The organism is Paeniglutamicibacter sp. GQ140 (assembly GCF_059759235.1).
Map to the genome: position 1 here is coordinate 352,977 of NZ_JCAXDW010000001.1, position 22,396 is coordinate 375,372.

Annotated in this window: 27 protein-coding genes; 6 read left to right on the plus strand and 21 right to left on the minus strand. The window is 64.3% G+C overall.

The window, feature by feature from the left end; genetic code table 11:
• Positions 1–12: 12 nt before the first annotated feature.
• The 6 genes from AC6CHY_RS01600 to AC6CHY_RS01625 all read right to left on the minus strand — a co-directional run bounded on the left by AC6CHY_RS01600 (position 13) and on the right by AC6CHY_RS01625 (position 5,126).
• Complete coding sequence (locus tag AC6CHY_RS01600; protein WP_217387333.1) at positions 13–252, minus strand: helix-turn-helix domain-containing protein; 240 nt, start codon at positions 250–252, stop codon at positions 13–15.
• Positions 252–728, minus strand: coding sequence for a DUF2975 domain-containing protein (locus AC6CHY_RS01605; protein WP_217387332.1), 477 nt, complete (start codon positions 726–728; stop codon positions 252–254). Before AC6CHY_RS01605 ends, AC6CHY_RS01600 begins: the two co-directional genes overlap by 1 nt.
• Before the next feature lie 170 nt (positions 729–898).
• Positions 899–1,396, minus strand: a complete 498-nt coding sequence (locus tag AC6CHY_RS01610) for an SRPBCC family protein (RefSeq protein WP_217387331.1) — start codon at positions 1,394–1,396, stop codon at positions 899–901.
• Complete coding sequence (locus AC6CHY_RS01615) at positions 1,393–1,743, minus strand: ArsR/SmtB family transcription factor (RefSeq protein WP_217387330.1); 351 nt, start codon at positions 1,741–1,743, stop codon at positions 1,393–1,395. Before AC6CHY_RS01615 ends, AC6CHY_RS01610 begins: the two co-directional genes overlap by 4 nt.
• Positions 1,744–1,956: 213 nt before the next feature.
• Positions 1,957–3,294: an MFS transporter gene (locus AC6CHY_RS01620; protein ID WP_498225195.1), complete on the minus strand. Its 1,338-nt coding sequence runs from the start codon at positions 3,292–3,294 to the stop codon at positions 1,957–1,959.
• Positions 3,291–5,126: an FAD-dependent monooxygenase gene (locus AC6CHY_RS01625; protein WP_498225196.1), complete on the minus strand. Its 1,836-nt coding sequence runs from the start codon at positions 5,124–5,126 to the stop codon at positions 3,291–3,293. Before AC6CHY_RS01625 ends, AC6CHY_RS01620 begins: the two co-directional genes overlap by 4 nt.
• A 118-nt stretch (positions 5,127–5,244) precedes the next feature.
• On the opposite strand from AC6CHY_RS01625, the gene AC6CHY_RS01630 reads away from it, so the two are divergent.
• Positions 5,245–5,937, plus strand: coding sequence for a GntR family transcriptional regulator (locus AC6CHY_RS01630; protein ID WP_217387327.1), 693 nt, complete (start codon positions 5,245–5,247; stop codon positions 5,935–5,937).
• A 92-nt stretch (positions 5,938–6,029) separates the two neighbouring features.
• On the opposite strand, the gene AC6CHY_RS01635 is transcribed toward AC6CHY_RS01630, so the two are convergent.
• Positions 6,030–7,127 (minus strand): pyridoxal-phosphate-dependent aminotransferase family protein, encoded by a 1,098-nt coding sequence (locus tag AC6CHY_RS01635; RefSeq protein WP_217387326.1) that lies wholly within the window; start codon positions 7,125–7,127, stop codon positions 6,030–6,032.
• A 175-nt stretch (positions 7,128–7,302) separates the two neighbouring features.
• Positions 7,303–7,578, minus strand: a complete 276-nt coding sequence (locus AC6CHY_RS01640; RefSeq protein ID WP_217387325.1) for a hypothetical protein — start codon at positions 7,576–7,578, stop codon at positions 7,303–7,305.
• Between the two features lie 488 nt (positions 7,579–8,066).
• On the opposite strand from AC6CHY_RS01640, the gene AC6CHY_RS01645 reads away from it, so the two are divergent.
• Complete coding sequence (locus tag AC6CHY_RS01645; protein ID WP_217387324.1) at positions 8,067–8,612, plus strand: YceI family protein; 546 nt, start codon at positions 8,067–8,069, stop codon at positions 8,610–8,612.
• Positions 8,613–8,711: 99 nt separating this feature from the next.
• Here AC6CHY_RS01645 and AC6CHY_RS01650 read toward each other — a convergent pair whose 3' ends face one another.
• On the minus strand, positions 8,712–9,314 hold the full coding sequence (locus AC6CHY_RS01650; RefSeq protein WP_498225197.1) for a dihydrofolate reductase family protein: 603 nt from the start codon (positions 9,312–9,314) through the stop codon (positions 8,712–8,714).
• Positions 9,315–9,423: 109 nt separating this feature from the next.
• On the opposite strand from AC6CHY_RS01650, the gene AC6CHY_RS01655 reads away from it, so the two are divergent.
• A complete protein-coding gene (locus AC6CHY_RS01655) occupies positions 9,424–10,518 on the plus strand; it encodes a hypothetical protein (RefSeq protein WP_498225198.1) in 1,095 nt (364 codons plus the stop codon).
• A 495-nt stretch (positions 10,519–11,013) separates the two neighbouring features.
• Here the strand turns inward: AC6CHY_RS01655 and AC6CHY_RS01660 are convergent, their stop codons facing one another.
• Entirely contained in the window at positions 11,014–12,057 is a 1,044-nt protein-coding gene (locus AC6CHY_RS01660) for an LLM class flavin-dependent oxidoreductase (protein ID WP_498225199.1), read from the minus strand.
• Between the two features lie 37 nt (positions 12,058–12,094).
• The gene (locus AC6CHY_RS01665; protein WP_217387322.1) at positions 12,095–12,766 is read right to left on the minus strand and encodes an NADPH-dependent F420 reductase; all 672 of its coding nucleotides are present in this window, start codon (positions 12,764–12,766) and stop codon (positions 12,095–12,097) included.
• 92 nt (positions 12,767–12,858) lie between these two features.
• Between AC6CHY_RS01665 and AC6CHY_RS01670 the strand changes: the two genes are divergently transcribed.
• Together AC6CHY_RS01670 and AC6CHY_RS01675 are read left to right on the plus strand one after the other, a co-directional pair.
• On the plus strand, positions 12,859–13,374 hold the full coding sequence (locus tag AC6CHY_RS01670; RefSeq protein ID WP_498225200.1) for a MarR family winged helix-turn-helix transcriptional regulator: 516 nt from the start codon (positions 12,859–12,861) through the stop codon (positions 13,372–13,374).
• Positions 13,375–13,473: 99 nt separating this feature from the next.
• A complete protein-coding gene (locus AC6CHY_RS01675) occupies positions 13,474–13,917 on the plus strand; it encodes an acyl-CoA thioesterase (protein WP_217387320.1) in 444 nt (147 codons plus the stop codon).
• 35 nt (positions 13,918–13,952) lie between these two features.
• Here the strand turns inward: AC6CHY_RS01675 and AC6CHY_RS01680 are convergent, their stop codons facing one another.
• The 3 genes from AC6CHY_RS01680 to trxA form a co-directional block, all read right to left on the minus strand.
• Positions 13,953–14,363 (minus strand): DUF2695 domain-containing protein, encoded by a 411-nt coding sequence (locus tag AC6CHY_RS01680; RefSeq protein ID WP_498225201.1) that lies wholly within the window; start codon positions 14,361–14,363, stop codon positions 13,953–13,955.
• 137 nt (positions 14,364–14,500) lie between these two features.
• Positions 14,501–15,706, minus strand: coding sequence for a pyridoxal phosphate-dependent aminotransferase (locus tag AC6CHY_RS01685; protein WP_498225202.1), 1,206 nt, complete (start codon positions 15,704–15,706; stop codon positions 14,501–14,503).
• Between the two features lie 115 nt (positions 15,707–15,821).
• A complete protein-coding gene (gene trxA, locus AC6CHY_RS01690; RefSeq protein ID WP_498225203.1) occupies positions 15,822–16,187 on the minus strand; it encodes a thioredoxin in 366 nt (121 codons plus the stop codon).
• 127 nt (positions 16,188–16,314) lie between these two features.
• On the opposite strand from trxA, the gene AC6CHY_RS01695 reads away from it, so the two are divergent.
• Positions 16,315–16,431, plus strand: a complete 117-nt coding sequence (locus AC6CHY_RS01695; RefSeq protein ID WP_498225204.1) for a DUF8730 family Cys-rich protein — start codon at positions 16,315–16,317, stop codon at positions 16,429–16,431.
• A 107-nt stretch (positions 16,432–16,538) separates the two neighbouring features.
• Here the strand turns inward: AC6CHY_RS01695 and AC6CHY_RS01700 are convergent, their stop codons facing one another.
• The 7 genes from AC6CHY_RS01700 to rlmN form a co-directional block, all read right to left on the minus strand.
• Positions 16,539–17,102, minus strand: coding sequence for a hypothetical protein (locus tag AC6CHY_RS01700; protein ID WP_498225205.1), 564 nt, complete (start codon positions 17,100–17,102; stop codon positions 16,539–16,541).
• Complete coding sequence (locus AC6CHY_RS01705) at positions 17,090–18,289, minus strand: signal peptidase I (RefSeq protein WP_498225206.1); 1,200 nt, start codon at positions 18,287–18,289, stop codon at positions 17,090–17,092. Before AC6CHY_RS01705 ends, AC6CHY_RS01700 begins: the two co-directional genes overlap by 13 nt.
• A gap of 11 nt (positions 18,290–18,300) precedes the next feature.
• Positions 18,301–18,909, minus strand: a complete 609-nt coding sequence (locus AC6CHY_RS01710; RefSeq protein ID WP_498225207.1) for a SipW-dependent-type signal peptide-containing protein — start codon at positions 18,907–18,909, stop codon at positions 18,301–18,303.
• 9 nt (positions 18,910–18,918) lie between these two features.
• A complete protein-coding gene (locus AC6CHY_RS01715) occupies positions 18,919–19,524 on the minus strand; it encodes a SipW-dependent-type signal peptide-containing protein (protein WP_498225208.1) in 606 nt (201 codons plus the stop codon).
• Positions 19,525–19,776: 252 nt separating this feature from the next.
• A complete protein-coding gene (locus AC6CHY_RS01720) occupies positions 19,777–20,595 on the minus strand; it encodes an oxygenase MpaB family protein (RefSeq protein WP_498225209.1) in 819 nt (272 codons plus the stop codon).
• A gap of 7 nt (positions 20,596–20,602) precedes the next feature.
• Positions 20,603–21,070, minus strand: coding sequence for a carboxymuconolactone decarboxylase family protein (locus tag AC6CHY_RS01725; RefSeq protein ID WP_498225210.1), 468 nt, complete (start codon positions 21,068–21,070; stop codon positions 20,603–20,605).
• Positions 21,071–21,123: 53 nt separating this feature from the next.
• Positions 21,124–22,329 (minus strand): dual-specificity RNA methyltransferase RlmN, encoded by a 1,206-nt coding sequence (gene rlmN / locus AC6CHY_RS01730; RefSeq protein ID WP_498225346.1) that lies wholly within the window; start codon positions 22,327–22,329, stop codon positions 21,124–21,126.
• Positions 22,330–22,396: the final 67 nt, after the last annotated feature.

Here is a 22,396-nt window from a genome sequence, read left to right on the forward strand (position 1 = left end):
ACCGCCGTGCCCTCAGGCTCCCGAAGCGGAACCACCGGTGGCGGACGGTTCCGGCTCCCACCGCAGCAGGTCCCCCGGCTGGCATTGGAGAACCTCGCACAAGGCTTCAAGCGTCGTAAAACGCACAGCCTTGGCCCGTCCGTTCTTGAGCACCGCCAGGTTGGCAGGGGTGATGCCGATTTTTTCGGCGAGCATCCCGACCGGCATCTTGCGCTTGGCCAGCATGACGTCGATGTCCACGATGATCGGCATCAAATGACCTCATCCAGCTCGGCGCGCATGTCCAGTGCCTGGGCCAGCAGCATGCGCAACACAATGACGATGAGGGCGACGCCACCGACCAGCAGTGCTCCGCCGCAGAGGAGCAGCACAATCCCCGGGGCAACGGGCTCCCCGGGCGCGAGGACCACGGCCATTGCGAAGGTGAGCAATGCGGCCGCCCCGACGGCACCGACCACGATGTCGACATAGCGGAAGGCACCGTGGGAAAAGACGGTTCCCCTGCGCACCATGCTCAGCAGCCGCCACACGCAGACCATGGAGACCTGGACGGTGACAATGCCCAGCAGCACGATCACGATCAGCGGGGTCCGAACGGCAATGACGTCGGGGCCTGCCTCATTCAGGTCGATGGCCAGCAGCGGGACCATCACTACCTGGACGAACAGCGATCCGGCAAGACCCAAGGTGAGAACGATGCGCAATGCGAGGACGGTAAGCTTTCCCATCAGGGCTCCTAATATCGATTAACAATTTGAATATATCGTTAAACGATAGATCGGACAAGCTGCGTGGGCCAGCCTTCTACCTGAGCGACGCCCATGCCCGGCATGAAACAGGGGACAGGACCCGATCGGCCCTGTCCCCTGTTTCATGCAATGCACTGTCGCTGCGACACCTATCTAACCGACGTCTCCGCGAGGATCGCGTCGATCTGCCCGGCGGCCTCGCGCATGCCCTCCTCCATGCCCATCTTGATCATTTCCTCGAGCTGCTCGGCACTCTCGAAAGAGGACACCGAGGTCATGCGGGTCTTCCCGTCCTGCTCCTCGAGTTTCACCACGCACGTCGTGGTTCCCAGGAAACCGCTCGGCTCCCCGTCATCCCCTGCGAATCCGTCCTGGAACTCAAATCCGTCGGGCTGGTTGACTGACAGGATCTTCCACCAGCCACGGGCCTTCTCGCCGTCGGGTCCGCTCATGTAGTACCTACAGTCACCGCCCTCGACGAACTCGTGGCGGACGAAGGTGGCGGGCCAGGTCGGCGGACCCCACCACCGCTCGAGTTGGCGGGGATCCTCCCACACCTGCCAGACGCGTTCCTTCTTGGCCGCGAACTCCGCAACCAGCGTCAGGGTGAGGTTTTCCGGGTCGGTTTGAACGCTGATGACGCTCATGGTTTTGCTCCTTCGAGTCCATCGGAGAGGATGTCTCCGATCCTTCCGACGCGTTGCCGCCAGATGCCCTCGTAGGCTTCCAGCAGCCGGGCAGCCCGGCGCAGGGATTCGGGGTTCCCATGCACGATTTGCTCCCTTCCGCGTCGCTCCTTGGTGATCAGCGATGCCCTCTCGAGCACCGCCACGTGCTTCTGCACGGCCGCGAAGCTCATGTCATAGCGCTTCGCCAAATCGGAGACCGACTGCTCCCGGAGCATTGCCTGCTTGATGATGTCGCGCCGGGTTGCATCCGCCATGGCCTGGAAGATGCGATCGATCTCGAGTTCACTCAATACATGTACAACCATTTGGTTGTAGATTACTGCGGCCTCGCACACGAGGCAAGGGCTCTTGGAATCTTTTTCAATTTCGTCCGGACCTTTGTCGACGGTGCCCTCTGAGCATCAGGGCGAGACCGCCAAAAATTCACGACAGAGGCGAGACTCCGGCGCCCGCATTCCAGAGGCCAAATGCGGCGGTCGGAACCGCGCTGGCCCCGACCGCCGCCAAATCCAGCCCGTCTATACCTTAGTTTCGACGACGATCTCCTGGGTCAGATTATTGTGTTCGGCTTCCTTGCGACCCCAGCCTCCCGGGAGCAGGGCGACGGAGACGCAGGAAATCACTGCAACGATGACCAGATAGACCACGATGGCATCCGAGGTCCCATAGGCGGCGAACAGTGCAGTGGCGATGGTTGGTGCAAATGCGGGGCCCGCTATCTGGGAAATCGTGTATCCGACGGAGGCCCCGGTGTAGCGGACCTCGCGACTGAACACCATAGAGAATAGCGAACCGGTCACTCCGGCCGCCGGTGGCATTGCGATGCCGAAGATCAAGACCACTGCGGCGATGAAGCCGGCAACCGTGCCGGTGTTGATCATCGCGAACGCCGGCCAGATGGACAGCAACATGGCCACCGCCCCGATGAAGTACATGGTCTTTCGTCCCCAGGTATCGGAGAGTGCCCCGAAGACCGGGTAGAGAACCACGGCCACCAACGCGGCGATCAACACGCCCAGCAGGGCCATGCTTCGGTCGAGCCCCACAATTTTCGAGGCATAGTTCACCAGGTAGCTCATGGTGATGTAGGCGAGCACGCCTTGGGATAAGTAGGTACCGGCGATGAGGAAGATTTCCTTCGGGTGGCGCTTGAAGGCTTCGACGAGTGGCACCTTGACCAGTTCCTGCTGCTCGCGTGCCGCAGCGAATACCGGTGACTCGGAAATACTGAGCCGAATGACAAGCCCGACGACGACCAACACCGCACTGGCCAGGAATGGCAGGCGCCATCCCCAAGACAGGAACGCTTCGTCCGGCATTTGGGCCACCGCGAGGAAGGCCACCGTGGCCAGGGCCGTACCGGCCGGGGCGCCGGTCTGCGGGAAGGCTCCATAGAAACCTTTCTTGCCCTTGGGCGCGTGCTCGACCGCCATGAGTGTGGCGCCGCCCCATTCGCCGCCGACCATGACGCCCTGGACCAGGCGGAGGATGGTGAGCAGGATCGGTGCAGCGATGCCGATTTGCGCATATCCCGGAAGCATCCCCATGAGCAGTGTGCACAAGCCCATGCCGACCAGGGAAATGATCAGCATCTGCTTGCGACCGACCCGGTCTCCGAAATGCCCGAAGATGATCCCGCCCACCGGGCGGGCCAGGAATCCCACTCCGAAGGTTGCGAAGGAGAGCAGGGTCCCCATCAGCGGGGTGGCGTCAGGGAAGAACAACTGGGGGAAGACCAGGGCTGCGGCCGTTCCGTATATGAAGAAGTCGTAGTACTCGATGGTGGTTCCGATGAAGCTGGCCATCGCCACCTTGAAGGGGGACGTGCGCTTGGGGGCGGTGCGACTGATGCTCATGATGCTTCCTGGAGGGTCGATGAGGAGATGGACAGGACTGATTCACATGCCGAGCGCAGCAAGATCAAGGCCTCGGCAGCGTCACGGACGGGTGCCATGTGGCGCCAGGCAACGACTCCGTCGGGGCGCACCAGAATGGCGCCGGCCTCGGCGACCTCGCGGACGGTGGCCCAATACATGTACGGGTCGGACGCGCCGGGTTCCCCGACAACCACGGTTCGGAGCCACGGCAGTTCAAGATCGCTCGCCGCCTGCTTCCATGCGGTTCCGGAAATCCCGGTGAGCAGCGTGAATTTTCCGCGCCCGACGACGTCCAAGGTGGAAATCCTTTTCCCGTCGCGGCCGACAAGCCATGCATGGCGGAGCTTGGCTCCGGGCCGGGTCGTGGGACGGGCGTGCAGGTCCGAATCCCCGCCAAGGACCTCGTCGCCCGCCGCCGGATCCGGCACGACCGCCGAGCTGGTGTAGCGCTGGTTGGTTTCGGTCCCCAGTGCATTGAACTCGTCATTCTTGAGTTCGAGTGCCGCTTGGAGTTTCACTCGAAGACGTTCGCCTTCCTCGGTGGGAGCGTTAAGCCGCTCCAAACCGTAGCGAATGTCGCGGGTCCCGTTGGGGCCGCGGGTGTCAAAGCACTCGCGGAAGGGCGCGTAGTCCAGCCGGGACTGGTTGGCGCGGGCCACTATCTGGGCACCAATCGGTGCGCGTTCCGCCGAGTAGGATTCGAGCAGCCCCTCCCCGGCGTGGCCCTTGAGCACGAAGGCAAGCTTCCATGCAAGGTTGTAGGCGTCCTGCATGCAGGTATTCGATCCCAGCCCGCTGCTTGGCGGGTGGCGGTGGGTGGCGTCGCCGCCGCAGAAGACGCGGCCCTTGGACATGGTGGTCGCGTACTGCTGGTTCACGTACCAGGTGCTGGATCCTCGCAGGTCGATCTGCAGTTCCGGATCGCCGACCAGGGTGCGGATCTGCGCCACCACGCGTTCGTCGCTGAGATCCGGTTCGGCGTCGGCGATGTCGAAGCCCCAGCCGGCGATCCACTCGTCCCAGGGGCTGACCGCGCGCAGCAGCCCCATGCCGATCTCACCGAAATCGGCGGCCGGGTTCATGATCCAGTGCAGGATCGAGGGCCGGTGTGCCACATGCCGCGACAAATCGGCCGAGAAGCGCACGTAGGCGGTGCCGGCACGCGCCGTGTGCCCGACCAATTCCAGGCCGGTTTCCTCGGCAACCTGGCTCTTGGCGCCGTCGGCTCCGACGAGGTAGCGGGCGCGGATGCTGTACTCCTGGTCCGACATGCGGTTAAGCAGGCGAACGGTGACACCGTCGGCATCTTGGGTGTGCCCCAGGTACCGGGTGGAAAACGCAACCTTGGCACCGCGCTCGGCGGCATTCTTGACCAGTAGCGGCTCCATCACGGTCTGCGGAACATCGAGCATGGTGCACGGGCTGTTCTTCAGGTAGTCGCCGGAGCGGAGGTCTCCGCTTCCCCACGTTTGAAGCCGGGCGATCTCGGGTCCGACCAGGGAGGTGGTGAAGAGCGTGTCGCCCATCTGGTCCCAGGGCACGGCATACTTCGTCACCTCGTTTTCGAGCTCCAGGTCGCGCAGGATCTCCACCGCCCGCTGGTTGGTGATGTGTGCCCGTGGCGTGTTCGCCAGCCAGGACCACTGCGAAACCATCATCGTGCGCACGCCATACGTCGCCAAGGCGAGGGCGGTGGTGGCTCCCATGGGGCCCGTGCCGACGATGAAGACATCGGTATCGAAGTGCCCGGTCCCGGTGGCCGCGTCGAGTTTGTCGGCCGCACCGGCACCGTGCGTGAAGTTTTCTGTCATGTGAAGCAGCTCCCAATGAGGTATTAGGTGGATCACATTCAGACTAAGCGGCTAGCATGCCAGTTACCAACAAGCGTGCCGAGGGACGGCACGCCCCGAGGGGTGGGAAGATGGACGCATGAATGGTTTGCTGATGACCGAGGGGCCCGGGCACGAGGTAGTGGCCGGCAGGCTCTCCGGGCGGGTTTACTCTGCGCTCAAGACGCGCCTGGTGGAAGGGGACTTCCCGGCCGGGAAACGCATCGGCATCGAGGCCCTGCGGCAAGAGTACGGTGTTTCAAAACAGCCGGTCATGGAAGCCTTCCGCCTTCTGGCCTCCGACGGCATCGTGGAAATCGTGCCCCAGGTCGGATGCCGGCCGATGGATTACAGCATCGAGGAGGTAGCCGATTTCTTCCGCGTCTTCGCGGCGTCCGAGGGTGCCGTGGCCGCGGCCGCGGCGACTCGCTGCACGCCGGAGCAGATCGCCGGGCTGCGCACCGCGCTTCGGGAAACCGCCGACCTCGACCAGGAGCCCGATCCGAAAATCCGGGGGCGCCTCTATCGGCTGGCGAACCGGCGATTCCATACGCGGATCCAGGAGATGGCGGCCTCCCGGGTCATCGATTCCGTCTCCAGGCGCATGTGGGACCTCAGCGACTATCTTGTGAACACCTTCCCCGAAGGGGGGAGCTTCAGCGCACATACGGCCGAGCGCCACACGGACCACGAACGGATCGTGCAAGCCCTGGCGCACGGAGACGCATCCATGGCACGTATCGAAATGTCCAACCACATCCTGCATACAGTGCGTCGGCTCGGCCTGGACTAATCGCCGCACTTCCGCGGGCCCGCGAACCTAAATGGGACCGTCCGAACCGGGCCTACGTTCCGCACCCGGCCGGACGGACAGGTGCTTGCGCATTAGGCCTTGGCAATGGCTTCCTTCAGCGCCGTCAGGATCAGCGCAACCGAGGTCGGGTTGGCATTCGGACCCATCAGGCCGATGCGCCACACGGTGCTGGCATACTTGCCCACGCCGCCGCCGATCTCGATGTTGAAGCGCTCCAGCAGGTAGGACCGGACCTTGGCCGAATCCACGCCTTCCGGAACGTACACGGTGGTCAGCTGCGGCAGCCGGTGGCCCTCGGCGGCGAAGAGGGTCAGCCCCATCTCCTCGAGCCCGTCCTGCAGGGCCTTGCCCGCGGCCTGGTGGCGGATGGTGACCGCATCAAGCCCTTCGGCCAGGATCCTGTCGATGCCGGCCTCAAGCGAAGCCACCATCCCGACCGGGGCGGTGTGGTGATAGGTGCGTCCGCCGCCCGCCGACCCGGTGGCGTACCCGCCAAGCAATCCAAGATCCAGATACCAGGACTGCGGCTTCTGCACGCGTCGCTCGAACGCGCGGTCGGAAATCGTGAACGGCGCCAAGCCCGGGGCCACCCCGATGCACTTCTGCGTTCCGGCGTAACCCACGTCGATTCCCCATTCGTCGGCCATTACAGGCATGCCGCCGATCGAAGTGACGGCGTCGACGATGAGCAGCGCATCCTTCTTGATGGCGCCGAGTGCGGCAATGTCTGAAACGACGCCGGTGCTCGTTTCGGCGTGCACTGCGGCAATAACCGTGGGGTTCGGGTGCGCATCGGCCACGCGCTGGGCATCGACCGGAGTTCCGTAGTCGTGGTCAACGCGAACAACCTCGGCACCCGCCCGCGAAGCGACCTCGCACATGCGCTCACCAAAGAGTCCGTTGACGGCGATGACGGCCACGTCGCCAGCCTTCACGGTATTGACGAATGATGCCTCCATGCCGGCCGAGCCGGTGGCGCTCAAAGGCAGCGTTCGCGTGTTCTTAGTCCCCCACAGGGTGCGCAGCCCCTCGGCGGTGCGATCCATGCGGGCTATGAACAAGGGATCCAGGTGGCCCAGCAGCGGCAGTCCGAGCGCCGCGGTGGCCTCCGGGTATGGGTTGCAGGGGCCGGGGCCGAAGAGGTGGCGAACCGGAACGATCTGGGTCATTTGATCTCACTTTTCTCGTTGCAATCTCTATATGGCTCGGGGCCAGCCTATGCCGCGCAGGTTGCGCACCGGTTACTTGAAGCCGTTGCCGCCCTAATGAAGTGGAGACGAATTCGTCGACGTTCACTGGCCGTCCGGCACCTCGAGGTGGACTGAACCGGCCCACCCCGGGCAACTAGGCCGCTTTCAGCGCCCAGTCTGTCGCATCGTCGCCGAGAGACATCAGCCGCCGGGCCTCCCGCAGGGCATCGGAAGAGTCCTTCTTGTCTAGCTGGGCCAGCGTAAGCAGGTTGGCGATTCGCTGTTCCCGGCGGCTTCGCCCGCTCTCGCGTGCCAACTCGATCATGGCCAGGACGCGCGCATGGGCACGGCGTCCCCGTGCCTCCGGGCCCGAGTCATCGGTGTCGGTGTCACCGAGAATATTCAATGCCTCTAAAACAATGTCGTTCATATACTGCCTGCCTCTTGACTTCCGCTCGCACGTCATCGTGATGCGGATCACCCGCCCAATCCTATGGACAGCCTAGCCTTGACTTGGCAGTCAAGCAGAATCGGCCACCACGCGCGGACCTTGACCGCGCCGCCCGGGAGCACGAAAAGTCCGCCCGACGGGACAGCCCAGCCATCCAAGGAGCCACCCCCTGCACCCAAGGCGCCACGCAACCCGCAAACCCCGGCGCGGCCCGCGGTGACCCGGGCCGGAACGACCCACCTCGCCCACGCGGGACCTTCCCCCGCGGGCCCGCGAGGATGGTTCCGCGCGAATGTTCACCCGGCGTTAATTGCAACGCCGCCGCGCGGAGCGGAACCCGTGGCAGGTTAAGAAGTGTTGCAACAGCAAAAATAATAGTTGACACGTCAATCACCCTGTGTCATATTTATATACATAAGCATGCAAACCGGTGAACGCGCCGGCTTCCAACACAAGGAGCTTTCCACATGAGCATTGAAATCATTCCCGGCACCTGGACCCTCGACACCTCGCACAGCGAAGTTGGCTTCACCGTTCGCCACGCAGGCATCTCCAAGGTCCGCGGCGCATTCACCGACGTCACCGGAACCCTGACCGTGGGCGACTCGATCGCCTCGTCCAAGGTCGAAGCAGTCGTCAAGACCGAGTCCTTCGACTCGAACGACAACAACCGCGACGCCCACGTCAAGGGCGCCGACTTCTTCAACGTTGAGCAGTTCCCGGAAATGACCTTCGTGTCCACCGGCGTTGCAGGTTCCCCGGAAGAGTTCGAGCTGCAGGGTGAATTGACCATCAAGGACACCACCAAGCCGGTGACCTTCAAGGTCGAGTTCGGCGGCGTGGCAGTTGACCCGTTCGGTGCCACCCGCGCCGGCTTCTCCGCCACCACCCAGATCTCCCGCAAGGAATTCGGCATCACCTGGAACGCCGCCCTCGAGGCCGGCGGCGTGTTGGTGGGCGACAAGGTCACCATCAACATCGACTCCGCCTTCGTGCTCGCGTCGAGCAACTAAGCACCTTCACCGACCGCAGGGGCGCCATCCATGGTCATGGATGGCGCCCCTGCGGCATTAACGTCATCACCCTCCCGAAGCGCCGCACAAGCCCATGCCTCAGGCCGGATCTGCACCATGTGCTCCCGACCGATACACCGCAATGATGACACCCGTCGTTGTGGTGAGCGACTCCACCAGCTCCAGCCCGACACTGGGCAGGTCACCGGAAAAGAGTCGGGTACCGGCACCCAGGATCAGCGGGTGGATCAACAAGATGTACTCGTCCACCAGCCCGCCGGCGATCAACGACCGCAGCAGGCTTCCACTGCCCATGACCAACAGGTCGGGTCCGGGCTCATCCTTCAGCGATGCGACAGCCGTCACCGCATCGGGGTCCAATAGCCGCGAATTGACCCAGGCAAGCGGCTCGGTGAGCGTGCGGGAGGCAACGTGTTTGGTCAGGTTGTTCAATCTCTCGGTAAACGGGTTCCCCTTCTGCCCAGGCCAGAACGAGGCAAAGTCTTCGTAGGTCCGCCGCCCCAAGACGAGCTCGGTTTCTGTTGCCATGCCCCTGCCGAGGAATTCCCCCAGAACGGGATCACCGTATTTCGCCGCCCACCCGCCATGGGCGAATCCGCCGCGGGTATCTTCATCGGGCCGCCCCGGCGCCTGCATGACACCATCCAGGGTCACGTTGTTCAAAACATTGAGCTTGCGCATCGCCTGCAATCCTCCCCGGAACCACTCCCTGGCAACCATGGTCGGCCCGGGCACTGTTACCGTATTCAACGACCGCCCCGTTGCCCCTCACGCCTCGAGGGTACGCCAGGTGCAGCGCCCGAAAAACAGCCAGGGGAACAATTCACCACTTCCGGCCCTGATGGGCGCCCCCCCCGAAGCGTCCCTGTCCGGTGCACCGGCAGCAGGTTCCGATTTTTTCGACAACCGCGTCGTCGAAGAGCCATCCGTGCGGTACGTTGGAATTAGGAAATTCCCTTTCATTAAACTTGCATCGGTCAGGCAACTTATGATCTCACCAAAGAAACACCCACTACGCCGACCCGACGAGGTGAATCCCGGCCAGACCTTGGATCTCTACGATGCCAAGATTGTCACGAACATATCCGGACGCACCTCTATGACGCGCAAGCGCCTGGCCAACGGCCGTGAAACCCGCGCTTTTCTTGACGCTGCACTCGACCTTACGACCGAGCTCTTCACACCGGCATTGTCTGAACAGTTGCTGGATGCCGACGAAGAAGACGCCCGTCCGGTCATGTCGTATTTATCCCGCCGAAAGGTACTGGCCAAGGCCCGGAAGAATTGCGGCGACGACTTTCCCCTCAGTGAAAACATGATGCGTCACCGATGGACTTCGCACGGGGATTTTCTGGCCGACTTCGTTTCCTACGCGCTGGCCGACAAGCACTGGAGTCTCCAGGTGGCGCTCTCGCAGCACGCCAAGGACTTGTTGACCACGGACGGCAATTTTCCGCAGGCGGTTCACCGCGTCGCCTACGAAGACCTCAAACTCGTGCTGGAGCTGCCTGCCTTCCGTTTTCAGTTGCTGGCCGTGGCCACGGCCCAGGCGGATTCCGCCTCCGCACAAGCGCTGGCACGCATGTACACCAATCTGTCACAGGTGTGGATGACGCTCTACACCAGCGTATTCGACCATTTCGGCCTGTCCTTCAGGCCGGGCGTGACCATGGAGGATTTCAACATCCTCCTGCAGGCCATGGCCGAGGGCCTTGGCCTGCGATTGATTTCGGGCGTGGACGAATCACTGCTTGACCACGAAAAACGGACTTCGCTGTTGGGCACCGCCGCGTTGTCACTGTTTCTGTCATTGGTGGATCCGGGTGACGGCCTCACCCTCGAGCAGGCGGCGGAAGCCGCGATGGGACAGCGGCGCACCAAATAGTCTTGCGGTTGGCCGGCGACCCCGCGCGCATCAAGGGGAACGGGGGGAACGGGGGGCCGGATACCCCCAAGCAGCCCGGCGCCCCCGCCCCAAACGCGCCATTGGTCGTCCTCGGCAACGGACCACATCGACGTCCTTCCGCAGGGTCAGCCCCTGTGCCTTCGGCGACAACATGCTGGCGCCGAAGTATTCGATGTGCCCCGATCCCCACGCCAACACGCAGGTGCTCCAGACCCCCGCGAGAAATCAACCGTCTTGACGCACCGGGCGGGACCGCTTCCCCAGTCCCGGTTCGGCTCCCCCAAGCCCCCGCCCAATGACTCCCAAGTCGACCTACCCGACGGGATTGGAACCACAGGTCCAATCCAAGCAAAGAGACGCTCCAAAGTTCTACCCTCACGTGGGTTGACCTGGCTGGGTCCACCCACCTGGGTCCCATCGAGTCTCGAGGCCCCAAGCGAACGAAGGTCTTCGTCGAAACGGCGGGTGGCGACCCTACTTCCGCGCGAGCAGTCGTTGGACGCGCGGCTTGACCTCGGTGGCCAGCAGCGTGATCGACTCCAGCAGGTGCTCCTGCGGAAGCCCGCCGATGTCCGTTTGGAGAAAGTGCCGCATGTGGCCCATGTAGCCATGCAGGTGGACAATGCGCTCGGCCACCTCGTCGGGGGAACCCACATAGTATGCGCCCGGGGCCTCCGCCTGCGCGTCGTAGGCGCGCTTGTCCGGTGCCGGCCAGCCCCTGAGCCGGCCCATTTCCACGTTGAGGTTGTACCAGCCCGGATAGAAACGCTCGAGCGTTTCCTGCTTGGTCGGGGCGACCAGACCCAATGCCGCCACCGAGATCTTCAGCGAATCTGCCGGATGCCCGGCCTGGGCACCGGCGCGCCGGTACAGCTCGGCCAGCGGGGCAAAGCGGTGCGGTTCCCCGCCGATGATGCCATAGGACACGGGCAGTCCCAGCTGGCCGGCGCGGGCCGAAGAACTTGCGTTGCCGCCGGTGGCGACCCAGATCGGCAGGTGGCCACCGAGCGGACGCGGCACCACGGCCAGGTCCTCGATTGCCGGCCGCTTGGTACCCGACCAGGTGACGTGGTTGCCGCCGGCATTGTTGATGGCCATCAGCAAGTCAAGCTTTTCCGCATAGAGCTCGTCGTACTCGCCCAGGTCATAGCCGAAGAGCGGGAACGTCTCCACGGAGGAACCGCGGCCGGCGGTGATCTCGATCCGCCCGCAGCCGGAGACCGCGTCGGCCGTGGCGAATTGCTGGAAGATCCGCACCGGGTCGTCGGTGCTGATGATGCTTGCGGCGCTGCCCAGCTTGATGCGGCTCGTCGCTGCCGCCGCGGCGGCGATCAGGGCGCCGGGCGATGACGCCGGCATGCTGGTGGTATGGTGCTCCCCCACGCCGAAGTAGTCCAGGCCGACGGCATCCGCGTGCTTGATTGCCTCGAACAGGTTGCGGATGGCCTCGCCGGTTGGCTGCAGGGATCCGTTGGTATTGCGCTGGGTGTCGCCGAAGCTATAGGCACCGATTTCCATGTGGTCAATCCTCGTTCGTTGTGTGGGCGGACGGTGGTCAGGCCGTGGCCAGGCTGTGCTGCAGCGCCTGCGCCAGTTCGGCCGCGTTGAAGCGCCCGTTGAAAATGTCGGTTCCGGGTTCAAACGCTTTTCCCGCGGCCAGGTCGCCCGCGTCCACCGAGTCGAAGCCCAGCGTGTCGATAAACCCGGCCACCATTGCCTTGGCGGCTTCGTCATCGCCGGCAACGGCCAGGGCCCGGCGGTTCGGCGATCCCTGCTCGGCGGCATCCGGTTCCATCTCGTGGTATCCGATGTGGTTGAAGGACTTCACGACGCGCGATCCGACGAGGTAGGCGGACACGACCTCGCTGGAGGACAGGTGGGTCTTCTCGAAGTCGGCAATGTCGCCGTCGGTGGCGGCCCAATAGTTCATGGCGTCGACGACGACACGACCGGCGAGGGCGCCAGCGTCCAAGGACCTGTACTTGTGCAGCGGGATGGCGACGACCACCAGGTCCGAGGCCGCGGCCTCGCCCGCATCTACGGCCACCGCGCCCGGCGTGACGATCTCGATGATCAGCTCGTTGTCGGCCGCCGGCTTCGAGGTGGCGACCTTGACCCGGTATCCGGCGGCAATGGCCAGACGGGCCATCGCCGTGCCCACACGCCCGGCACCCAGAATGCCAATGGTCCCCCGGGAAGCCGCTTCCCCTTGTTCGCCGATGTCCATGCGTCCCGCCTTCCAAAACTTATGTTGTATTACAGACTATATTCCGAACAGATCATCTGCGCAACACCGTTGATTCGGGTATGATGGGTGCCATGGCCTCCCTACAGCATTCACCCCTCGCACCGGACAAGCCGCTGCCGGGGCTCATTCCCGGCGATCTCGCTTGGCACCTGGGAATGATCCTGCGCGGACACCAAACGCGCTTTGCCGAGGCAGTGGAGGAGATGCCCTGTTCAGTACGCGGCTACCAAATGCTTTCCACCGTGGTTCACCACGACCCGGCGAACCAACAGGCCCTGGGTGCGCACCTCGGCATCGACCGCACGGTGCTGACCTATCTCCTCGACGATCTCGTGGCCGCCGGACTGGTTGAGCGCGTGCCGGCCCCCACTGACCGGCGAGCCCGGAAGATCGTTGCCACGAAGCAGGGCGCAGCCCTGCTGAAAAGGCTCGAGGCCCGCGTTGCGGCTGCCGAGCAAGCCCTGCTCACCGAGCTCGATTCAAGCGAGAGCGCGCAACTCGCACGCTTGGTTTCCAAGCTCTCCATGGCAATCCATCGCGCCCAGCCCGGAGCCAACCCCTGCGAAGCCATGGACCACCTGGGTTAGTCCCCTGGCCGCTGGGCTCCTTCAAGCGGAAACGACACAGCCCGATGGTTTGGGTCGCCAACGGCGATCCGACACGTGCAAACACCATAGACTCGTGCCATGAACGCCGGCGACATTACATTCCACACCCGCAAATGGGTCCGCCCCGAAGACCTCAATGCCAATGGCACACTCTTCGGAGGAAGCCTGTTGCGCTGGATCGACGAGGAAGCGGCAATCTACGCCATCGTCCAGTTGGGCAACGGATTTGCTGTCACCAAGTACATGTCCGAAATCAACTTCGTATCCTCGGCGCAGCAAGGTGACCTCATTGAAATGGGCCTGACCGCCACCCATTTTGGCCGCACCTCCTTGACCATGCGTGCCGAAGTCCGCAACATGATCACCCGCCAATCCATCCTGACCATCGAGAAGATCGTGTTCGTGAACATGGGCCCGGACGGCATCCCCGCCCCGCACGGCTACTCGGAGATCACCTACGACCGCGACCGCATCCCGGGCGAACACCTGAAGATCAAGCAGCCCGACGATCTGAAGCCGTAGCGGGCGGGAGCGCCGGGTCCGCCGCTCAAACCCGGTTACGATGCCTTGGTTGCGGCACGAAAGACTCCCCCGCCCCACTGGACGCCGCTGCGCATCAGCCACAATTCGCAGGGGCGGATGGTGCCCAAGCGGACTTTGTGACATGGAGGAACGTAGCTTTCGTTGACGTTCCCGTCTTCACCCCGTGTCCAGAACTCGTCGTTGATCCTGAACACGTTGGCCATGACCTCGCAATCGCAATAGCCTCCCAACTCCGGAAATTTTCGCTCCAGCGAGGTGGCCCGCGGTGCACGAAGGTCCCGGTAGGTGGTGCACCATTTCAGTCCGCTGCACCCGTGGTCGAGCATGCGGTTGACGTAGCAGGCCAGGCATTCGTAGCGTGGCGGCAGCAGCCGCTTGACGACCTTGAGTGCGTCCTCAAGTTCCGAGACGGTGTATTGCTCCATGGTGGACTCCTTGTATGAATGGAGTCTTCAGCTTGGGTTCTGGATACCGGCCAGGGGACCTTGGGCCTCCAGCCTGTGGATACGCGAAAGCGTCCCGGCAGCCAAAGGCTGTGAGGAGAAGCGATTTCCCATGGATGTCAGGCGTTGACCTGGAAGTGCACGATCCGTTCAATGGCTGCTGTGACGGCCTCGTATCCGGCCGCGAAGCTCAGACGCACGTGACTGTGCCCATTGACATGGTCGAAGTCGTTGCCGGGAACAATGGCCACTCCCTCGGCTTCGAGCAACGCGGCGCAATACGCGGCGGCATTTTCATGGGAACCGAGCTGGTCGCCCAGGTCTGCATACAGATAGAAGGCACCATCGGCCGGCGCGCTCTCGCCCCAGCCGAGCCGACCCATCGAGTCCAGCACCGCGGCGCGGGTTCTCGCAAACTCGGCAACCCTGGCCTCAGCTTCGTCATAGGAATCCTCGCTAAACGCGGCCAGCGCGGCATACTGAGCGGGCGCCGGCGGGCACAGCGCCACATTGCCGGCCAATGCGTCCACGGTGGGCAGCATGTCATCGGGAACCAGCGCCCACCCCAAACGCCACCCGGTCATGCCCCAGTATTTGGAGAAGCTGGAGATCACCACGGTGTCGGTGTCCAATTCCCAGGCACTGACCGAGCGTCGGGCTTCCGATCCCTGCTCCGGATAGTCGATGCCATGGTAGATTTCGTCGCTGATCAACCTGACGCCGCGCTCCTTGCACCACCCGGCGAGCTCCGCGAGCTCGCTTCCGGAGACCATGGTGCCGGTGGGGTTCGCCGGCGAAGCCAGCATTAGGCCGTCGAGCCGTCCATGATCCCGCCATGCCGCTTCCAGCAATTGCACGGTGGGTTGGTAGCGCGATTCCTGCCCGGCATCCAGTTCAATCACATCGATGCCCAACGTGCGCAGGATATTGGCATAGGCGGGGTAGCCGGGGCGTGCCAACGCCACCTTGTCTCCGGTGTTGAACGCGGAAAGGAATGTCAGCATGAAGGCACCGGAGCTGCCGGTGGTGATGGCGACGTTGTCCGCAGAGACACTGATGTTGTACCAACGCTTGTAGTGTCCCGCGATGGCTTCCCGCAGTTCCCGGATACCCAGTGCCGGCGTGTAGGTCAGCGGCGTTCCCGCCGCATGGATCTCGGCGGCCCGCTTGGACACCGCGGACGGGGCCCCGTCGCCGGGTTCGCCGGCGCACAGCGAAATGACATTGCGTCCCGCTGCCCGCAACTGGGCGACCCGGTCGAGGATGTTCATGACCTCAAACGCCGGAACCTTCGCCCGCTCCGCGACCTTCAATCTGGGCTGCACTTTTCCTCCGGTAACTGGTGCCGATCTGATTCACCAAGCCTGTCACAAACCGGAGCGTGGAAGCGCGAAGGCCCCACCGGCGGCGGGGCCTTCGAACCGCTAGCGTGCAGGGGAATTACGCCTTGGAGCCTGCCGCGATATCCTTCTTGATTGCTTCCATGTCCAGTCCCTGGACCTGGCCGATCAAATCTTCAAGCGCTTCGGCGGGCAGTGCGCCGGGCTGGGAGAAGACCAGGATTCCGTCGCGGAAAGCCATCAACGTCGGGATGGAGGTGATGTTGGCGGCGGCGGCCAGCTGCTGCTCGGCCTCGGTGTCGATCTTGCCGAAGGTGATGTCCGGGTACTTCTCGCTGGCGGCCTCGAACACCGGTGCGAAGTTGCGGCACGGGCCGCACCACGCGGCCCAGAAGTCCACGAACACGGTGCCCGGTTCGGTAATGGTGGATTCAAAATTTGCGGAGTTGAGTTCAACGGAAGCCATGCGTGCTTCATCCCTTCGGGAGGTTTGATTGCCGCGGATCACGAGCGGATCCGCAAATAGGTCAACCGCACGGGCAACGGTAATATTCCTAGGGAGTTCGTTCAAAATTCTCCAAGGGAGCCACCACATGTGCAAGAAGATCACCTGCGACAGCTGTGCCAAGCCGACCTGGGCGGGCTGCGGTGAACACATCGAGGATGCACTCGGCGACGTGGCCGTGGCGGATCGCTGCAACTGCGCCTAAGCCGGACGTCCTGGACACAGGGCGATTCATTTTCCCACGGCTGCGTCCGTGATTCCATGCCGCGGCTGGCCCGCGGTTTACATCGAGATCTCCTTCATCGGCCAGCCTCATGAGGCGTTGGTGATCACACAGGAGCCCGAGCCCACGAGCAGGGGGAAGGTGGCACGGGCGGTCGAAATCTTCGAAGACCAGCCGGACGCGTGCCCGGCAGATATTCCGACGTGTGCCGTTCCCCCGAGAAGCCCGGCCAGCAAGCCACCCTGGAACGTGCTGGTGTAGGGGCCGGGATCCGCGCCTGTCGTCGAAAGCCCGTTTCCTTCTGACACCTGGGCCAGGTTGGCCACACTGGTTCCAGACCAGTATTGCGCCCCGGCACGGGTGTATCCGACCGATGGATAGTGCCAGGTGAGAATGACCCTGGGTCTGAGACTCAAATTGACCAAAATACTCTCCGCCGTGCAACTGTCGATGACCGGGGCCGGAACCACCAGCGCCGAGAAGCCTGCCGAGGAGTGTTCGGCATCCGTCCAGGCGGCCGTCGTCGCAGCGGGCGGGACCAACGCAACCAGTAGCCCGGCACACATCGCCGCGGCAGCGCCAAGGCGCCTGCGGCTACGGCGTTGCCTTCGCGTGTTCAAGTCTTGCGGCGCGGCATTTTTCATCGCTTCCACGTCCTTGACACTTTTGCCGCCCCGGCCAGTGCAAGCCCGAGACAAACGGAGCCCACGGCGGCTAACAAGGCCAACAGCGGGTTGGTTCCGGTGGGGGCGAGCGGGCCGGCCGGTCCGGGTGAAGCCGTGAGGCCATCGTCGGATCCGGAGGCGTGCACCTCTAAGTTGACGGGCCCGCCCGCGGCATCCGGGCTGCCGCCCGCCGGCAGCCAGAGATCGAACAGCAGCCAACGCTGCTCCGCCGAGGAGATGGTCGTCAGCTGCCGCGTGATCCCGTCAACGGCAACCGGGGTCGCGCCCTGCAGCTTGTCGGTGTCCCCGGGGCAGGTCCCCGCGACCCATCGCCGGTCACAGGAGCGAATGGCCGTGTGCAGTCCCAGTCCCGCGTTCCCGCTGCCAAGCAGTTCGATGCGCACTTCGCCCGGCGGCGAGTCCTCGACGGCAACGCCGACTTGCCATTGCACGGGTTCCCCGGGGACCAGATGGGCCATTGCAGCTTGGTCGCCGATCGTGGTCAACCTCAGATGCCCACTGGCTACGATTTCCTCCGTGGCGGCCTGGGAGGGGGCTGCCACAGCAAACCCAAGGGCCAGGGGTGCGATGAGGAAGACCAGCGCAGGATGCGTGCCAGTCCCGGGTTGTCCGGGAATGCGAATCTGATCTTCCTCACCGGCATCACCTTCTGCCCGGGTTTCGCGCGGCCAGAACGCCCACGTGACCAACGCCGACGCGCCTAGGGTCAGGAGGGCAAGCACCCATGGACTGGACAGCCACACCACGCCGTAGGCCAGGTTCGGCACGGATCCCATGACGATCCGGACGTCGCTGACGGTGTACGGGGCCGGGTCCGCCGCCTCGTTGGCGTCCCCCTTCATCGTGATGACTCGTTCTGCATCCGACGGACCGTCGCCCACGGAGGTCACGCGGTGCGTGATCGGGAGGGCCGCCAGGCGCTCAACGGTCACGACATCCCCGACCCGGATCTCCGTCGCGGGTATCTCGCGCACTACTGCCAGTGACCCGGCAAGGATCGTCGGGCCCATGGAACCGGTCTTGAACATGATCAGGGAAACATTGAATACAAAGGCGAGAATGACCAGCAAGACACAGACAAATCCCCCGAACGCCGCCAGGCTCAACATGGCATCGCCCAGGAACCTCCCCGCGCCCCGCATCCGCCTATCCATGTCAGGCCCGGCTACTCGGCCGTCGCCGCGAAGGCCCAGCGTCCGGTGAGGACCGTTCCCTGGGCGGCGTTGGGTGCTGTCGTGGGCAGGGTGACGGCGAAGCAGTAGTTTACGGTGGAGGACCCCTTGGCCCCCAGCGCGATCTTGGCGGCGGACCCCGAGGTCAGCACGGTACCCGCGGAGACGACGGAGGTGCCCGCCGCGAATGTGGCGGCGTTGCAGGTCGTTCCCGGGACCCCGCTTACGCCGTAGCGCAGGTACTCCCCGAGCCCGGTGCCGTTTCCCGGGTCCGCCGCCAATTGCACGGAGCCGGCGACGCTGGAATTCGCGGTTTTCACGGAGTACAGGGCGAACACCGTCGTGCCCGGCACCATGGCGTCCGGTGTCACGCTGAAAACAAGCGGGGCGCCCGGAGCGGTCGGGTGATCGCTGAACTCGGTGCCGTTGGTGCTGCCGACGATCGAGAAGGTGCCGGCCTGAAAGGATCCGGAGGCGTGTTCCTCATCGGTCCACGCGGCAAGCGTCGCCGTGGTGCCGATTCCGAGCACCAGGCCACCGGCCAGGACGGCTCTGAGACGGGTGAAACGCCGCCTGGAAACCGTCGTCTTGGTGTTTCGCATCCGGCGGTTTTAGGAAGTCGAGCTGCCGAGGAATGCCCAGGTTCCGTTGGCCGTGGTGTCTTGGGCGATGGTTGGGCCGGCGGTTACCTGCACGCACAGGAACACGTCGGCGCCGGGGGCGCCGTCAACCGTACTCTTGGCCAGGGTGAACGTGCTTGCGCCGGCGACGGAGTCCATGGCCGTACCGGACGGGACGATGGTTTGCGTGCCGGTTGCTGTGGGGGTGCATGCCGCGACCGAGTCGACCTGGACGATCCCGTAGGTGAGTTCGGCAGCTGCGGTGCCCGTGGCGCTGGCCGCGTCAACGGAGACCGTGGCGTCGTTTGTGGTGGCCGCGTCCACGTGCAGCACGAAGGGTGCTGCGGCCGTGTCGGCGGGGCTGAGGTTGTCGAAGCCGGCCGAGAATCCAAGCGGAGCGGCCGCGCCGACGGAGGCATGGTCGCTGAAGGTCGTGCCGTCGGTGCTTCCCTGGATGTTGAAGTGTCCGGCGCCGAAGACGCCCTGCGCGAACTCGGAGTCGTTCCATGCGGCAAGTGTTACCGCTGCACCGACACCCAGCACCAATCCGCCGGCCAGTATCGCCCGGATCTTGCGGTTCTTGTCCTTCTGAGCCATTAGCTCCCCCTTGCTAAAAATACCTTGTCGCTGCCGGAACGCTGATGGATCAAGCGCGTGGGACAGTCGTACGCGGAGTCTCTTCCTCTTCCACAAGCTAACAGCGCCCGGGAGCCAATACAGTTCGGTTGCGGGGGTTTGGCGAAAGGATGGCCAATTGCCGGGCAAGATTGGAAGGATGCCCCTAACGAATAGCCGCAAGCCCCAATACAAGGCAATTCCGGCAGCCAGGTGGCTAACGAATCAGGCCGTTCAGCTACCCAAACGGCGCAAGTAGAAGCGCATGGGAAAGTGCCGGATGGCCCGCGGCAGGATGCGCATCGAAATGCGAGCGCAGCGAAACACCAGATTCACTCCCCGTTGTTGACGCGCGCCGAATTCGAAGCCAAACAGGGCGCGCACCGGCTCGGGCAGCAGCCCGATGGACATGAGCCGGACCAGAGGCATGGCCGCGCGCATCCACCAGGGTGCATGTTTGGCGGCCAGCAGCTCATGGGCCACCGCGCGAACCGGGGCATCGACCCGCATTTGTCCCAGGGTCCGGGCCCAGTATTCGGCGAACTCCGCCCGGGTGGCCGGCCAGAGGTGCGCCGGCATGCCCAGTTCGGTACCCAGCTGCGCGTAGTCCCGGTACAGCGCCTCGGCGGTGACCTCGTCCAGTGGCGGGAACACCGCGCGCTGGATCTGCATGGCGGAGTCGTAGAGTGTTGCCGCGACCCACAATTGCAGCTTCGGGTCGCGCGCGGAGTACGCGGGGTGCGAGCCGTCCTTGGTGGCGGCCGCCTTGACCGGTGCGTGGGCTGCATGGACGATTTCACGAACCTTGGCCCGCTGTTCGTCGGTTCCGTTGCTCAGGGCGTAGATATAAGTCAAGGTGCCGTTGAGCCGGCCCAACGGGTTGGATGCAAAATTCGAATGCCTGGCCACGCCGTGGCCAACGCCGGGCAGCGCGAGCTGCATCAGGATCGCCCGCCCGCCGCCCAGCAGGTACACGGCTTCGGGGGCGAAGCGGGAGAGCACGGACTCGGGGGGCGCCTTCGCGCCCCGGAAAGTGTTCGTGCCCCTCGCCATGGCGCCGCTACTTCTTGCTCGCGCGCACCGGGTGCTGGGACAGGATGGAAACGCGGTTGAAGGCGTTCATGGCGATGGCAGCCCACTGGACCGCGGAGAACTGCGCGTCATCAAGCACCAGCCGGGAGGCCGCGAGCTCGGCAATCCGGGTTTCCGAGTCAGGCAGGGAGGTGGCTGCCTCGGCTACCGACAGGGCGGCCGACTCTAGGTCGTCGAACAGCGAGGTTTCCCGCCAGGTGGAGAGCACCGCCAGTCGCTGGGCGGTCTCGCCGGCCTCGAGCGCCATCCGCGAGTGCATGTCCAGGCAGAACGAGCAGCCGTTGATCTGGGAAATGCGCACGTTGAGCAGTTCGATAAGCCGGGTGCCCAGTCCGGCGGCATCCGCTGCTTCCTTGACCTTGAGCGAAAGGCCGTTCAGGGCCTTCCAGCTGGCGGTGTCGGACTTGTCAAGGAAAAACGGTGCTGCCAACGACATCAAAGAACTCTTCTCATCAATGGCGCATCGCGCCCCAACGTGGTGGTTACAGCCTACTCAGCCGCGGCGAGCTGGCCGCATGCGCCGTCGATTTCCTTGCCGCGGGTGTCGCGCAGCGTGGTGGGCACGCCGGCGGACTCCAGGCGGTCGATGAACTCCGCGGTGACGTCGGGTTCGGAAGCGGTCCAGACCGAGCCCGGGGTCGGGTTCAGCGGGATCGGGTTCACGTGCACCCATCCGCGGCCACGGGCGTTGAGCTTGCGGGCCAACAGGTCCGCGCGCCAGCCGTGGTCGTTCATGTCCTTGATCAGCGCGTACTCAATGGAAACGCGGCGACCGGTCTTCACGTAGTAGTTGAACGCGGCATCCAGTGCCTCGTCGACCTTCCAGCGCGAGTTCACCGGGATCATCTCGTCGCGCAGCTCGTCGTCCGGCGCGTGCAGCGAGAGCGCGAAGGTGACGGGCACGCCCTCCTCGGAGAGCTTGTTGATGGCAGGGACCAGGCCCACGGTGGAGACCGTGATGCCGCGGGCGCTCATGCCCAGGCCCTCGGGGGCCTCGGCGACCATGCGGTGCACGGCGTTCATGACGCGCTTGTAGTTGGCCAGCGGTTCGCCCATGCCCATGAAGACGATGTTGCCCACGCGCTCTTCCGGGTGCTTCTGGCCGCCCAGTCCGCCCTCGGCAATCACGCGGTTGGCCTGGACGATCTGGTCCAGGATCTCGGCGGTGGACATGTTGCGGGTCAGGCCGGCCTGGCCGGTGGCGCAGAACGGGCAGTTCATGCCGCAGCCGCACTGCGAGGAGATGCACAGGGTGATGCGGTTGCTGTAGCGCATCAGCACCGACTCGACCAGCGAGCCGTCGAAGAGACGCCAGAGGAACTTGATGGTTTTGCCGTCATCGGTGGCCAGTCGCTTCACCTCGGTGAGCAGCTTCGGGAACATGACCTCGGCGATCTCGGCGCGGCGGTCCTTGGGCAGGTCGCTCATCAGCTCGGGATCGGTGGTGTAGTGCTGGAAGTAGTGCACCGAGAGCTGCTTGGCGCGGAAGCCGGGCAGGCCCATCTCCTTAAGCTTGGCGGCGCGCTCGGCCAGCGTGAGGTCGGCCAGGTGCACCGGGGGCTGGCTGACGCGGGCCTTGGCGGTGAACTGGAGCTGCGGGCGGCCGTCCTCGCCCATGGCCTGCTTCCACCCCTCGGCGGTGGGGCGCACCTGTGCACGGCCCTCGGCCTTGGCACGGGATTCGGAGATGCGCATTTGCTGGGCACCCTGGGCCGCGGCCTGGGCGGCGCGGCGGGCCGCGGCGTCCTCTGCGGCGGGCGCA